Genomic DNA, 12,692 nt, shown 5'->3' with positions numbered 1-12,692 from the left:
GGCAAGCCATTCTCCTGCGACGTTTCTCCCGAATCCGACCCATCATCATATTTCTTCGACATCGAGACCTCCCTCGCGCACCTCCATGGTGCGTTAGTCTCGATAAAGTGCGCATTGCCGCTGTTAGTTGCAAGGAAAAAGTGCGTCAGACTCGAAAAAACTTGTTCTAGGCCGCGCATCTGGTATCGACGGCGCCACAAGGCAACACCCTCTTTGGCTTGGTACGGCGCTAATGGACGAATCAGACGGCAACGATGGAAATGCTCGCTACCCTGCGTCGCTGCCCGAAGCGGACAGGATCGACTGGGACCTGATGGCTCCCTCACAACGCGATCGCGCTGAACGAAGGCTGGCAGCGTTCGAGCTTTGGAAAAATAACGAGATCGGCATCGACGAAGCGGTCAAGAAGTCCGGACTGAGCCGAAGCCGCTTCTATCGACTCGCAGCGGACTGGCGGGCGGCTCCCGGGCTCAAGGCGTTGGGGGCCGCCGTCGGGTCCGGTTCGGCAGGGTCGCGCCATGACCCGAAGGCAGTAAACGCGCTGCAGGCCGTGGTCGCTGAAGTGGTGCGCTACAATCACGGGGCGAAGATAAGTCAGCTCGTCCGCAAGATGGTTGAAGCAGCCGATCTGCCCGAAGGCGCCCGTCTGCCGGGCGAGCCGAAGCTACGTCGTATCGTCGAGGACGAGGTGCGCCGGGTCGCAGTCATGAGCGAGGCTGGGAGCGAGGTGCGGTTTGACTGCACCGCTATAAACCTTCCGCAGGAGGGCGGGCGGCCTCACATCATGTTCGTCTGTATCGACAAGGGTACGCGGGCGATTCTCGGATATTCGGTCCGACCGACGCCGGATGCGCCGGCAGGTTACCGCGCTGCCGCGGTAGATGCCATCAGCCGCATCGAGTCGGACCTCTCCGGTCTCCCATGGTCCCTGCGCATGAATCAGTTGCTCGTCACGGCGGGCCCGGACATCCCGGCCTCGATCGCATTGGTCGACAAGATGCTGAAGGCGGGCGTTGGCGGCTCGTTGCAGCTTACCCAGAATCCGAAGCGATACGGCAAGTACTTCCGCGAAGTGGTCGGCACCCGTGTCGGTCGGATAGAAATCACGCCAGCTCGGACCGAACAAGGGCTGGCCATGCCGGACGCGGGCGACATGACCCCATGGACGAGTCCGGACGCGGCGGCCGCCGTCGGCGCGATCGTTAAGCAGCACAATGCGGAGGTGCTGTCCACTTTGCCTGGCGCACCCGGCGGACGGGTGCCGGATGATCTACAGCTCGCCCTTTCCATTCTGGCTGCTGACTGACGTCCGAACTCGGTTTCCGTTCGTCTACGAGATGACGAACGGTGGGATCGTCGACTGCACCGCGGCATTGTTGGCCTGGACGGCGGTATCGATCGCCTCGATAACTTCGGAGATGGTAAGTGGCTGCGCCTGTCGAGTCTTGGGCCTCGCGTCCGAGCACGCGGTGAGAGCCCGGAAGGCGACCTTGAGCTGACCGAGCCTGCCGCCGAAGGCTTTCGAAATCTGGATCTGCAGCGAGCGACGACAAGGTCGCAGGTCGGGAAGGCCGAGGTTGCCCAGCGTCGCGGCGGCAGCACGCCAGTCGTCGGATCCGATCAACAACGGCCGCGCTTCGCCTTCGGCTTTCTGACAGCCAGCGACGTCTTCGACGAGCGCTTCGACGTCGAGTGGAGCGTCGGGGTCAACAGAGACGCGCCGTGCCAGGATGAACCTTTCCGGTAGCATCACGGCGATCAGCGCCACCGGCATGGCGCCGGGGCGCTGGCCTTCCGCGGGCAGTTGGAACCACATTCTGGCAATTACGATACGGGGCGGTCCCGAAACCGGACTGCTGCCGCCCGCCTGCATCTTCCGCAGCTCTCGCCAGATCGTCGGTCGAGCGGGTGCGTCGAGGCCTATTTCGCTGCATCGCGCCTCAAGCCGCTCCGCGATCGATCGAGTCGTCGCGCCGGTGCCGACCTCGCGCATGACTTCCCGCAAAATTCCGGCGACCACCGGGCTTATGGAAGGCGCCGGCCCCGAGTCGTTCCGGCGATCCATGACCAGCAGCTTCGCGTCACGGTGTTTGCGCCATGCCGCCACCAGCCTGACGAAGCGCCAGCGGCTAAGTCCGACGCTCTCACCTATGCGCACGGCGTCCGCTGTCGACGGATTTCCTATGCCCATATAGGTGCGGATTGCCTCTATACGCCGGCGAGCCTCAGGGACACGCACGGGGTCGACGCCGGACAGGTCGATGCCGTCCATTTCTCTTTTCCTTTCGCTTGGATTGTCGTTCGTCTCGCCGCACAAGGGGTGGCGCTGGATCGCGGAAGCGAGACGGCTTGGGATCGCACCGGCGCGGGCGCTCGTGCTCGCCACCCGCCGCTTGACGGATCGGTGAGATCTGGTCGGTATCCGGTTGCCCCAGCAGGAGGGACGATGGTCGCCTATCGCATCGACAAGGACCTCACGATCTCGCGGGTCGATGACCACCGCGCGGAGATGAAGGCGTGCGGGTGGGCGTGGGATTGTCTCGACTACGACGACACGAACGACGTCTGGTGCAACGACTGGGGGCTGACCGAGCCCGATCTCGTCTTCGCTTGGATCGGCCGCGCCCGCCGAGTGCCCCTTCCCGCGTACATTCTCGGTGTCGATGGCGAGGACAGCTGCGACCCGCACCTCGCCATTGAGGACGTGCGGTTCGGTAGCGAGCGCTATCAGGCGCGATGGCCTCTGCGCGTCAGCGACGACGGTAACATGGTTGTCGGCTTTGACCCGCGTGAGCATCCGCTGCCCGGAGACCGGCAGCCCGACGATTAGAGCGCTTCGGCCCGACCGCCCCGGCACATGCCGTCTAAATTTCTTCGCGCGACCTGTTCCCGAAATGTTCACCCCATCCTACAACGGCTTGGGTGAGCGTACCGGGAGAGATCATGCCGCCCCTGACATTGCACGAGCTGCCGTTCCACATGGTGCCCAGCGAGGCACGGCTTCTCGTGGAGACCACCCCGGCTGGGTTCCCCTCACCGGCACAGGACGACATGGAAGAGCCGATCGATCTAGCCGCCTGGCTGATCGACCACCCGGCCGCCAGCTACGTCATGCGGGTGTCGGGACACTCGATGGTCGAGGCGGGCGTTTCGGACGGCGACCTGGTAGTGGTCAGCCGGGCCGTCGAGGCCCGTCCCGGGGACATCGTCGTCGCGCTCGTGGATGGCGACCGAACGATGAAGCGGCTGCGGCGAGCTGGCGGCCGCCTGTGGCTTGTGCCGGAAGCCGAGGGATACCAGCGCATCCCCGTCACCGAGACCACCGAGATCTGGGGTGTGGTCGTCGCGCTGGCGCGCCGCTATCGCCGATGAGCACGGTCGCGCTGATCGACTGCAACAACTACTATGTAAGCTGCGAGCGCGCGTTCGACAGCAGCCTGAACGGCGTGCCAGTCGTCGTGGCCTCGAACAACGACGGCTGCGCCATCGCGCGATCGAGCGAAGCGAAGGCGCTTGGCGTGAAGATGGGCGATCCGATCCACCTGATACGTGATCGGCTGACCAAGCACGGCGTCGTGGTGCGATCGTCCAACTACACGCTCTACGGCGACATGCAGCGGCGGGTCGTAGCGGCCGTCGAGGAGTTCGCCAGCGAGATCGAGATCTACTCGATCGACGAGACCTTCCTCGACCTCGAGCCGTTCGCCGGCCGCGACCTCGTCGATCACGCCAACGCGATGCGGGAGCAGGTGCGGCGCTGGACGACGATACCGACGTGCGTAGGCATCGCGCCGACGAAGACGCTTGCCAAGCTCGCCAACGCGGCGGCCAAGAAGAACCCGTTGTTCGACGGCGTCGCCGATCTGCGCGATCCGACGCTCAGGACCTGGGTCCTCGATCGCTTCCCGGCCAGAGACGTGTGGGGCGTAGGGCGCGCCACGGCGACGAAGCTAGCCGAACTCGGCATCACGACGGCCGGGCAGATCCGGGATATGCAGCTGAAGCAGGCGCGTGGCCTCGGTACCGTGGTGCTCGAGCGGCTGGTGGCCGAGCTGCAGGGCGTGTCGGCAAGCGCGGTCGAGGTGATCGAGCCTCAGCGCAGGGGCATGGCCGTAACGCGCAGCTTCGGCACGCCGGTCCTCGACCTCGAGACGCTGATGGGTGCGGTCGCCCAGTACACGATGCGCGCCGGCGAGAAGCTGCGCAGCCATGGCCTCGTCGCTGGGCAGCTGACGGTCTTTTTCCACACCAACCGGTTCAAGGTGGGGGCGGGCCAGTACCAGGGCATGCGTCGCATGACGCTGCACCCCATGACCGCGGACTCGCTCGAGCTGCTCGCGGCGGCGCGTCGTGGCGTAGAGGCCGCGTGGCGAGACGGCTTCGCCTACACGAAGGCGGGAGTAATGCTTGACGACCTGATCGCGGCCGAACTGCGCCCGCGCACCCTGTTCGAGGGCGATGTCGGACGTCGCGAGCGGCTGATGAACGCCCTGGACGAGGTCAACGGCAGGTTCGGCAAGTTCACAGCGGTGCCCGCCGCCCAGGGCTTTCGCCGGGACTGGAAGATGCGGGCCGCGAACCGCTCGCCGGCATGGACCACGCGGATCGACGAGGTGCCGCTGGTCCGGGCGGACTGATGCGTCGCTACCGCCCAAACCCGGTCGTTCAGGCGGGCAATCTGGGCTCCGGATAGCGGCCATTCGCTAAGCGCGACCTTTCCCGTTTCTCCGTCTCCGAAAGGTCATTTCGGGACAGAGCAATCGGGAACAGATTTTGGGAAAGGTGATGCCCCGATCGGCTGTCGGCGCGATCGTCGGGGCGACCGTCCCGCTATGGGTTCCCAATCGAGAATGACATCACCTTTCCAAAGCGAATGTCGCCCGGATGTCGCCGATCAGCGCCGCGGGATTTTCCATCGCGGCAAAGTGGCCGCCACGATCGGGCTGGGTGTAGTGAAGCAGTTTGGCGAACCTCTTCTCCGCCCAGCGACGCGACAGCCGCAGCGCCTCGCGCGGGAACATGCTGACGCCCGATGGCACCGGGATTGGATCGCTTGGCATACCTCCCTGCGCCTGCGCATTGTCCCAGTAGAACCTTACCGAGCTGGCCCCGGCATTGGGCAGCCAGTAGAGCATGATGTCGTCGATCATATGATCGAGCGGGATCACCCGCTCCGGCTTGCCCCCGCTGTCGGTCACGTCCTGGAACAGGGCGTAGATCCAGGCCGCGAGACCGACCGGGGAGTCGGCCAGTGCGAAGCCGACGGACTGCGGGCGGGTGTTCTGCAGCTTCATGTAGCCGGACTGTTCGGCCTCATACCGCTTCATGTCGGCGAGCATCGCCTGCTCCTCTGCCGACGCCTCCGCCACTTCCTGGTCGGTCGGCTGGAACATGACCATGTTGAGGTGGATACCGGCAAGGCCGGGCGCGCGCATGTGCGCCAGCGCCGACACGACCGCCGCGCCCCAGTCGCCGCCCTGTGCGACCCAGTGCTTGCCATAGCCTAGCCGCTGCATCAGTTCGGCATAGGCGCCGGCCACCCGGCCGACAGTCCAACCGGGCTCGGCCGGCTTGTCGGAAAAGCCGAACCCCGGCATCGACGGAATGACCAGATGGAACGCCTGTCGCGCGTCGCCGCCATGCGCAGCTGGGTCGGTCAGCGGCGCGATCAGATCGCGAAACTCCAGGATCGACCCCGGCCAGCCGTGGGCCAAGAGCAGCGGCATCGCGTCCGGTTCGGGCGAGCGGATGTGGAGGAAGTGGATGCCGGTCCCGTCGATGACGGTGCGGCTGCTGCCCCAGGCGTTGATAAGCGCCTCGGCCACCCGCCAATCATATCCTTGCTGCCAGCGTTCGACGAGGTGTCGGATGGCGGGAAGCGTCGGACCCTGGCTGCCATCGGTAACGGTGCCGGCGTCCGGCCAGCGGGTACGAGCGAGCCGATCGGCGAGGTCGGTCAGTTCGGCATCGGTGACCCGGATCGGGAATGGGGCGATGATATCGGTCATGACGTGATTGTCCTTTCGCCAAGATCGGAGGCTCAGAGCGTGGGGGCAAGGACGCCTGCGGCGCGCGCCCAGTCGGTCTTGCCGTAGCGCCCATTGTCGAGGTCGTGCAGCTTGCCCCGGCCGGTCGACATGTCGCGCAGATACTGCATCCCCTGCCAGACCGGGAATGGAGCGTCGGTGTTGGGGGTCAGTGCACGCACGATGGCAATGACGGCACTCAGGCGACTGATGCCACCGGCACGCAGCAGCTTCCAGGGCCGGTCATCCATCTCGGTCAGCAGCGCCGCCAGCCCCCGCGGGCTGATCTGATCGCCGGCGATGCGCAGATAGCGTGGTGCCGTCGCATCCATCGCCGCGTCTGCGGTGAAGGCCGCGACGTCGTCCTTCGTCGTGAAGTCGAACACCTGGTCGGCGTCACCCCAGTAGAGGACGCGGCGCAGCTTATGCAGCACGATCGGCGCCTCGCCTTCAAGCAGATCCGCGAACGGTCCGTTCAGGATCGAGGTGGCCCGGATCGGCGCGGCGTCGACCAGGGCAGCGAAGGTGCGACGCAGGTCCATGTTGCGATTGTCGCCAGGCCGTGTGGCGCGATAGTCGAGGCTGAAGTCGGACGGCACGAAATGCGGCACGCGCGCCGCCACGGCGGCATCGAGGAGCTTCCCCTGGACACCCAGGATCACCGGCGCCGTGCCATTCAGCGCGGACACCACCAACGTCGCTCCGGTGAGCGCGCCGGTGAGCGCCACGCCGTCGTCGAAATCGACCGCAACCTGCTCGACACGTCCGAGAGCCAGCTTGTCGACCGGACGCCGGACCAGTGCGCGCACGAAAGCACCTTTCGCGATCAGCGCCTTGACGATCCGGAACCCCAAATCGCCCGCAGCACCTGCGACGGCCACCACCGGTCCAATTTGCCCGCTGTCCATACCCTCGCTCCTCCTGCTGCGTGACGAGAGACAGGATAGTCGTTGCACCTCGTCATGATTAGACTGTCTGACCGCGACAGGGTGTTGCGGGAAGTGAAACGAGCATGGAATTCTCCGACCTGCGTGCGTTCGCGCGCATCACCGACCTGATGAGCGTATCCGCCGCGGCGCGCGCCCTTGGACTGCCGAAGTCCGGAGTCAGCCGAGCGCTTGCCCGGCTGGAGCGCGATGTCGGTGTGATCCTGATCGATCGCTCGACCCGGCATCTGCGGCTCACCGACGCCGGCACCCATTTCCGCCCTCACGCGCTACGCATTCTGGCCGACGTCGATGAAGCCGAAGCCGCGCTCGACGGCCTCGATAACGTCCCCGCCGGATCGCTCCGGGTCAGCCTTCCGTTCACGATCGCGACCGCGCTGGTCGCGCCGATGCTCCCGGCGTTCATGGCCAGCTACCCGCAGGTCCGGGTCGTGCTGGCGATCGAAAATCGTTTCATCGACATGCCGGCCGAGCCGGCCGACGTGATGATCCGGGTGGGCCCTTTGGCAGACAGCGACCTCATAGCGCGTCGGCTGCTGATATCGGAGACGTGGTTGTGCGCCAGCCCAGAGTATCTCGCAGCGCGCGGTACGCCAGTCCGCGCTGTCGACCTGCCGGTTCACAACCTGATCGGCTATCATGACCGGACGACCGTGTACCTGGACGAGGCACCAGGCGATGCCGGCCGGATCGAGTTGCCGCCCGCTATCGCCATCTCTGACGCCGCTGCCCTGCTCCCCGTGGTGCTGGCCGGTGCCGGGATTGCACACCTGCCGGACTTTCTCGCCCGCTCTTTCGTGGCGGACGGCCGCCTCGTCAAACTGCGTCCGACCATCGGGCGCGACCCGACCGTGATCCACGCCGTCTATCCCAACCATCGCAGCCTCTCGGCAAAGGTACGGGTCTTTATCGACGCCTTGGCGGCGAGCATCGCGCATCACGATCTTGGCGCTGCCGGGTTTAGCGAAGGCTGACGCTTTCCCGATATTCGCCTCTGGTGTATCCCACCGCCTTCATCGCTTATCCTTCCGTTTCATGACTGCCCCTTGCCCGGATAAGCATCAGGTCGGTCGCACCTCCGATTTCCACAATACTGCAAACGGTCGTACATAGTTCGCTTTAGCGAACCGCCCCGTACCGGCAGTCGGCATGCGGGACTTTGAATGAAGTGTGGGAAGGACTACATGGGACGTATTGGCCAATAGCGTAGTGTGGAGTGAGCGATGCCCAAGCGCCGGAACTATGATGCGGTCCCAGCCTGCACCATCGAGGCCTCGCTGAACCTGTTGAACGGCCGCTGGAAGGGTGTGATCCTCTTTCACTTGTTGCAGGATGGAACGACGCGATTCAATGCGCTCCAGCGGCACTGCGCGGGCTCGACCGCCCGCCTCCTCGCCAACCAGCTCCGCGAACTGGAGGAAGACGGCTTCATCACCCGCACCGTCTATCCCGTCGTGCCGCCCAAGGTGGAATATGCGCTGACCGAGGAAGGTCGGACCATCGGTCCGATCCTGCTTCAACTCGGCGACTGGGGTCGTGGATGGCTCGATCGCCGCAACCTTCGCACTCGCGCGGACGATCGATCGGTGGAAGCCGCGTGACCTCGGCGGTTCATCCAAGCACTATACAATAGCGAACTACGTACAAGATTTGCCCGTATTGTTTGATCAGACGGGCATAATATTTGGCAGCTAATTCCAAACGACACAGGATTTAGCCATGCCCAAGCTGTTCGACCCGATCACCATTCGCGGCGTCGAGTTTCGCAACAGGATCGCGATGTCGCCGATGTGCATGCACTCGGCGACGCCTGATGCGCGCGTCAGCACCTTCCACCACGTCCATTACGGCGCGCGAGCGCTCGGCGGGGCGGGTCTCGTATTTCTCGAGACGACCGCGGTCCTGCCCAACGGCATGATCGGCGTGGGCGATCTCGGGATCTGGGAGGACGGGCAGATCGAGGGCTTGGCTGCGCTTGCAGAGACCATCCACACGATGGGTGCCAAGGCCGGCGCCCAGCTCGGGCATGCAGGGCGCCAGTACCCGATCGAGGACCTGCCCTCGGTCGCGCCCTCCGCCGTGCCCTTCACCCCAGAATCGCGGATGCCCGAGGCGCTGACGATCGAAGGCATCCGCGAAGTGGTCGAGGCGTTCCGGCAGGGCGCGCGCCGCGCGCGCGAAGCCGGCTTCGACGTTATCGAACTCCATACCGCGCACGGGTATTTGCTAAACGAATTCCTCTCTCCCAAGGCGAACGTCCGCACGGACGAGTATGGGGGCAGCCACGAGAACCGCTACCGCATCGTACGCGAGGTGATCGCTGCGGTCCGCTCGCAGTGGGACGGCCCCCTTTTCCTGCGCATTTCCTCCACCGACTATCTCGAAGGCGGCAATACGCCCGACGATTTCGTCGTCTATGGACGGTGGATGAAAGAGCAGGGGATCGACCTGATCGACTGCTCGTCGGGTGGCATGGCCATGATCAAGGTCGACAGCTTCCCCAACTACCAGGTGCCCGCTGCCGAGCGCATCCGTCGCGAAGTCGGCATCCCGACGGGCGCTGTGGGATTGATCGAAACCGGGCGGCAGGCCGACGAGATCATCCGCAATGGGCGTGCCGACATCGTTCTCGTCGGTCGCGAGATGCTGAAGGATCCGTTCTGGGCGCGTACCGCGGCCGACGACCTGCGCACGCCTGCGCCCGTCCCCGCCCAATACACGCGTTACGGATCGGCGTGGCAGCGCACCCTGCCGCCGTTGCCGATGGCTCCGCTCGAGCAGACCGTCGCCGCCTGAATGGGCGGCCGCGCGCGCGGCTGACGCTCAGTCGCCGCCGGTCCGCCAAACACCTCGTGAGACACTTCTGCCGCGAAGGAGGCGGCCCAGCCATGACGAGCATCAAACAAGCCTACGATCTCACCGGCCAAGTCGCGGTCGTCACCGGCGGCGCAGGCGGCCTGGGCGTGGAGATCGGCACCGCTCTTGCCGAGAGCGGTGCCCGCGTCGTCCTCGTCGACAGGTTGGAGGGCACCGCGGACGTGGCCGCCCGACTGCCGGGAGAGGGTCATGTCGGGATCGTCGCCGATCTGGTCGCCTTCGACACAATCGCCCCGCTGGTCGAGCGGATCGAAGCGGCGGTCGGCGCGATCGACATCCTAGTCAACAATGCCGGCACCGCCCTGATCGACGACGCCGTGGACGTGCCGGTCGACTGCTGGGACTTCCAGATGGATTTGAACCTCAAGTCGCCGTTCCTGATCGCGCAGGCGGTCGGACGAAAGATGATTGCACGTGGCAGCGGCCGCATCATCAACATGGCCTCGCAGGCCGGCGTCATCGCGCTACAGGGGCATGTCGCCTATACGGCGTCCAAGGCGGCGATCATCGGCATGACCAAGGCGCTCGCCTTCGAGTGGAGCCCCCACGGCGTCACTGTCAATGCGGTATCGCCGACGGTAGTCAATACCGAGCTCGGCCGGCGCGTCTTTGAAGGCGAAGCGGGCGTGCAATTCAAAGCGAAGCTGCCGACCCGGCGGTTCGCCGAGCCCGAGGAGATTGCGCTTGCCGTCCTCTATCTTGCTAGCAATGGTGCCGGCAGCACGACTGGCACCAACCTGCTGGTCGATGGGGGCTACACTATCCAGTAACCCTGCGGTACCGGAGCAAACGCCTGGCGCTCTGCCCTGATCGCCTCGCTGGGCGCCCCGCTTTGAGAAGATCGGCGGCATCGACTCGCGCCGAAGCGCGCATTAGCTCATCGTTGTAGCTAGCACCCTTCATCGTTGCCCCTGCCACGGTTGAAACATCCGCGATTTACCACACAAGCTTGAAACGGTCACTTCGCAAGCCACTCGCTCCAAATCGGTCCGTCCGCTTAACCTGCCAGAAGCGGACATCGCGGCGGAGATGCCCTCCGCCGCGATGCCGTTCGTGCCCCTTGAAGACGCCCTCAAGCGCGACTCCTGTACCCGCGCGCTACCCGCTTGCGACGGCCGTTAGCGCCCACTTGCGGCGACTGAGCTGCCCTGTACGATGCACGGATGGACGCTTCGGCGCAGGTCACTGTCGGCAGGCGATTGCGGAACGCCTTGTTCCTGCTTGGCTTGCTCCTCGCTCCAATCATTCTTGTATGGATCTTAATAGGCCGGAATTACCCAAGATGGACCAAGGCCTTCTTCATATACTGGGCGCTTATGCAGCTCTTATTTGTGTTTAGCTATCTCCACTCCCGAGGATTGTATTTCCGGTAACCCGCCCCTTGCACTCTGGCGCGGATCTTAGTGCCTCAACAAACGGACGGTCCTGAAAATCTGCGCTTTTCAAGCGACAGCCACGTCCGGACGCGCCCATTTACCGCCTCAGCGCAGCCGGATGGGCTTGCTCGAAAGCGTCCGGTCATTCAGCCTAGTCTTGTGCAGAACGATACCAGCTATCAGGGCGGCGGAACCGTTGGAGGAAAGGTTGGCTGTGCCTTGGCGACCGTTGTCGGTCTGCCGCTTCTGTCAGCTGCGTTCATCTATGCCTCGATAGGCGATTGTGCCCCCGGAGCAGCCTGCGTTGATGGCTGGAAGATGATTGTAGCAGCTGCAGCCATCTCGGGCATCGTTGGCGTCGCAGCGAGGGCGGCGATCAATGCCTTGCTCCGCTTTCTGCGTCGCGACCGCTGACGCCCATTCTCAGACATCAACGGCTACTGTAGCGTTGGCGCATGGACTCCCTTATTCCAGGATTGGCGGAGCACCTCATTGAGTGGGTGGACGACCGCTTCGGGCGCGTCGCCGCTTGGCTTGCTGGTATTTTCGCCTTGCTTGCGCTTACGGCCGGCACGGTCGCGCTCGGCATCGCAGCGTTCAGCTGGTTCGGCTTTTAGCGTCCGCTTTCCCTGCCAGTTGCGGACACCGATGCATCGTGACACCTTAGCGCAATGAGGTCCGATGATCCTGGAGCACGTAAGCCGGTCGAGCTTGCCACAGACCGCTACTATGGGACGTTCATCGCTGGCGAGATTTTCGTCGCTTTCGTATCCATCCTCTGGGACGCTGCTTGCATCGCTAGCATGGGAACAGCTCGCCTTCTGCGACTGCGCCTGCCGAAGCGGTAAGACGTACGTCTGATTTCGCCTACTTGCAGACATTCGGATCGCGCGCCAGGGTTGTGAGATGGCAACGCTGGGTCACCGTCTGCGCCGGATCATCGACAGGGACTGGATCCGGGTCGGTTGGGCTGGGAGGCCGACGCTACGGCATCATCTGATCGCGTTCACGCCTGCGGCGATCTTGCTGATTCCAGCCACCCTGGTGGAGCAGCGGTCTTATAGGACAAGCGCTGCGCTCCTTCTGGCCGGCTTTCTCGCGTATCTCGCGTTGATGGTCTGGATACACGTCCGCGGAATGGCTGGACTCGGCTATTTTTCGACGATCCGTTCAGATCGAGTAGCGAAGCGGCTTCGCCGATCGCCCGCCTCGCCGCCCGTTCCCACGAACGCCGACCTATCCGCGAACGACAGCTAACCCGAGCGATTCCCGCTGCCAGGGACCGTTACGCCCAAACTTAGACGCTCAGGCAGGCAACCTGTTTTCCCGAAATCGGCCATTGGTTCAGCCCAACCATTCCCGTTTCCCCATTGACGTGCTCCCCAAAGCTCTACCAGTCATAACTGGAGTCCGGGGCTATTATGGTGCCCCTCGGGGCGGTGTTGCACAACCCGCCTGGCAGCATC

Annotated in this window: 13 protein-coding genes; 10 read left to right on the top strand and 3 right to left on the bottom strand. The window is 64.4% G+C overall.

What is annotated here, in order from left to right; translation table 11 throughout:
* Positions 1 to 232: 232 nt before the first annotated feature.
* A complete protein-coding gene (locus FHY02_RS18560) occupies positions 233 to 1,306 on the top strand; it encodes a hypothetical protein (RefSeq protein WP_183925037.1) in 1,074 nt (357 codons plus the stop codon).
* 24 nt (positions 1,307 to 1,330) lie between these two features.
* Here the strand turns inward: FHY02_RS18560 and FHY02_RS18555 are convergent, their stop codons facing one another.
* Entirely contained in the window at positions 1,331 to 2,272 is a 942-nt protein-coding gene (locus FHY02_RS18555; RefSeq protein ID WP_183925035.1) for a hypothetical protein, read from the bottom strand.
* A 174-nt stretch (positions 2,273 to 2,446) separates the two neighbouring features.
* On the opposite strand from FHY02_RS18555, the gene FHY02_RS18550 reads away from it, so the two are divergent.
* The 3 genes from FHY02_RS18550 (at position 2,447) to FHY02_RS18540 (ending at position 4,637) form a co-directional block, all read left to right on the top strand.
* Positions 2,447 to 2,830, top strand: coding sequence for a hypothetical protein (locus tag FHY02_RS18550; RefSeq protein ID WP_183925032.1), 384 nt, complete (start codon positions 2,447 to 2,449; stop codon positions 2,828 to 2,830).
* Between the two features lie 113 nt (positions 2,831 to 2,943).
* Positions 2,944 to 3,372: a LexA family transcriptional regulator gene (locus FHY02_RS18545; protein WP_221198731.1), complete on the top strand. Its 429-nt coding sequence runs from the start codon at positions 2,944 to 2,946 to the stop codon at positions 3,370 to 3,372.
* Positions 3,369 to 4,637 (top strand): Y-family DNA polymerase, encoded by a 1,269-nt coding sequence (locus tag FHY02_RS18540; RefSeq protein ID WP_183925030.1) that lies wholly within the window; start codon positions 3,369 to 3,371, stop codon positions 4,635 to 4,637. Before FHY02_RS18545 ends, FHY02_RS18540 begins: the two co-directional genes overlap by 4 nt.
* Before the next feature lie 219 nt (positions 4,638 to 4,856).
* Here FHY02_RS18540 and FHY02_RS18535 read toward each other — a convergent pair whose 3' ends face one another.
* Together FHY02_RS18535 and FHY02_RS18530 are read right to left on the bottom strand one after the other, a co-directional pair.
* Positions 4,857 to 6,008, bottom strand: coding sequence for an epoxide hydrolase family protein (locus tag FHY02_RS18535; RefSeq protein ID WP_183925029.1), 1,152 nt, complete (start codon positions 6,006 to 6,008; stop codon positions 4,857 to 4,859).
* A 32-nt stretch (positions 6,009 to 6,040) separates the two neighbouring features.
* Positions 6,041 to 6,934, bottom strand: coding sequence for an NmrA family NAD(P)-binding protein (locus FHY02_RS18530; RefSeq protein WP_183925027.1), 894 nt, complete (start codon positions 6,932 to 6,934; stop codon positions 6,041 to 6,043).
* Positions 6,935 to 7,038: 104 nt separating this feature from the next.
* Here FHY02_RS18530 and FHY02_RS18525 point away from each other — a divergent pair, with 104 nt between their 5' ends.
* From FHY02_RS18525 to FHY02_RS18500, 6 genes are all read left to right on the top strand, one after another.
* On the top strand, positions 7,039 to 7,947 hold the full coding sequence (locus tag FHY02_RS18525) for a LysR family transcriptional regulator (RefSeq protein ID WP_183925025.1): 909 nt from the start codon (positions 7,039 to 7,041) through the stop codon (positions 7,945 to 7,947).
* Positions 7,948 to 8,196: 249 nt separating this feature from the next.
* A complete protein-coding gene (locus FHY02_RS18520; RefSeq protein ID WP_183925023.1) occupies positions 8,197 to 8,574 on the top strand; it encodes a helix-turn-helix domain-containing protein in 378 nt (125 codons plus the stop codon).
* Positions 8,575 to 8,692: 118 nt separating this feature from the next.
* Positions 8,693 to 9,769, top strand: a complete 1,077-nt coding sequence (gene namA, locus FHY02_RS18515) for an NADPH dehydrogenase NamA (protein WP_183925021.1) — start codon at positions 8,693 to 8,695, stop codon at positions 9,767 to 9,769.
* A 92-nt stretch (positions 9,770 to 9,861) separates the two neighbouring features.
* On the top strand, positions 9,862 to 10,620 hold the full coding sequence (locus FHY02_RS18510; RefSeq protein ID WP_183925019.1) for a GolD/DthD family dehydrogenase: 759 nt from the start codon (positions 9,862 to 9,864) through the stop codon (positions 10,618 to 10,620).
* A gap of 765 nt (positions 10,621 to 11,385) precedes the next feature.
* On the top strand, positions 11,386 to 11,640 hold the full coding sequence (locus FHY02_RS18505; RefSeq protein ID WP_183925017.1) for a hypothetical protein: 255 nt from the start codon (positions 11,386 to 11,388) through the stop codon (positions 11,638 to 11,640).
* 41 nt (positions 11,641 to 11,681) lie between these two features.
* Positions 11,682 to 11,843, top strand: coding sequence for a hypothetical protein (locus FHY02_RS18500; RefSeq protein WP_183925015.1), 162 nt, complete (start codon positions 11,682 to 11,684; stop codon positions 11,841 to 11,843).
* The last annotated feature ends 849 nt before the right edge of the window (positions 11,844 to 12,692 follow it).

This window comes from Sphingomonas sp. BK069 (genome assembly GCF_014193405.1).
Lineage (GTDB): Bacteria > Pseudomonadota > Alphaproteobacteria > Sphingomonadales > Sphingomonadaceae > Sphingomonas.
This window is presented reverse-complemented; position numbering and strand designations above follow the sequence as displayed.

What these genes read in the sequence shown, in the direction of transcription:
- FHY02_RS18560 (WP_183925037.1), top strand. Translation starts at nt 233, where the DNA reads ATGGACGAATCAGACGGCAACGATGGAAATGCTCGCTACCCTGCGTCG.
- FHY02_RS18555 (WP_183925035.1), bottom strand. Translation starts at nt 2,272, where the DNA reads ATGGACGGCATCGACCTGTCCGGCGTCGACCCCGTGCGTGTCCCTGAG.
- FHY02_RS18550 (WP_183925032.1), top strand. Translation starts at nt 2,447, where the DNA reads ATGGTCGCCTATCGCATCGACAAGGACCTCACGATCTCGCGGGTCGAT.
- FHY02_RS18545 (WP_221198731.1), top strand. Translation starts at nt 2,944, where the DNA reads ATGCCGCCCCTGACATTGCACGAGCTGCCGTTCCACATGGTGCCCAGC.
- FHY02_RS18540 (WP_183925030.1), top strand. Translation starts at nt 3,369, where the DNA reads ATGAGCACGGTCGCGCTGATCGACTGCAACAACTACTATGTAAGCTGC.
- FHY02_RS18535 (WP_183925029.1), bottom strand. Translation starts at nt 6,008, where the DNA reads ATGACCGATATCATCGCCCCATTCCCGATCCGGGTCACCGATGCCGAA.
- FHY02_RS18530 (WP_183925027.1), bottom strand. Translation starts at nt 6,934, where the DNA reads ATGGACAGCGGGCAAATTGGACCGGTGGTGGCCGTCGCAGGTGCTGCG.
- FHY02_RS18525 (WP_183925025.1), top strand. Translation starts at nt 7,039, where the DNA reads ATGGAATTCTCCGACCTGCGTGCGTTCGCGCGCATCACCGACCTGATG.
- FHY02_RS18520 (WP_183925023.1), top strand. Translation starts at nt 8,197, where the DNA reads ATGCCCAAGCGCCGGAACTATGATGCGGTCCCAGCCTGCACCATCGAG.
- namA (WP_183925021.1), top strand. Translation starts at nt 8,693, where the DNA reads ATGCCCAAGCTGTTCGACCCGATCACCATTCGCGGCGTCGAGTTTCGC.
- FHY02_RS18510 (WP_183925019.1), top strand. Translation starts at nt 9,862, where the DNA reads ATGACGAGCATCAAACAAGCCTACGATCTCACCGGCCAAGTCGCGGTC.
- FHY02_RS18500 (WP_183925015.1), top strand. Translation starts at nt 11,682, where the DNA reads ATGGACTCCCTTATTCCAGGATTGGCGGAGCACCTCATTGAGTGGGTG.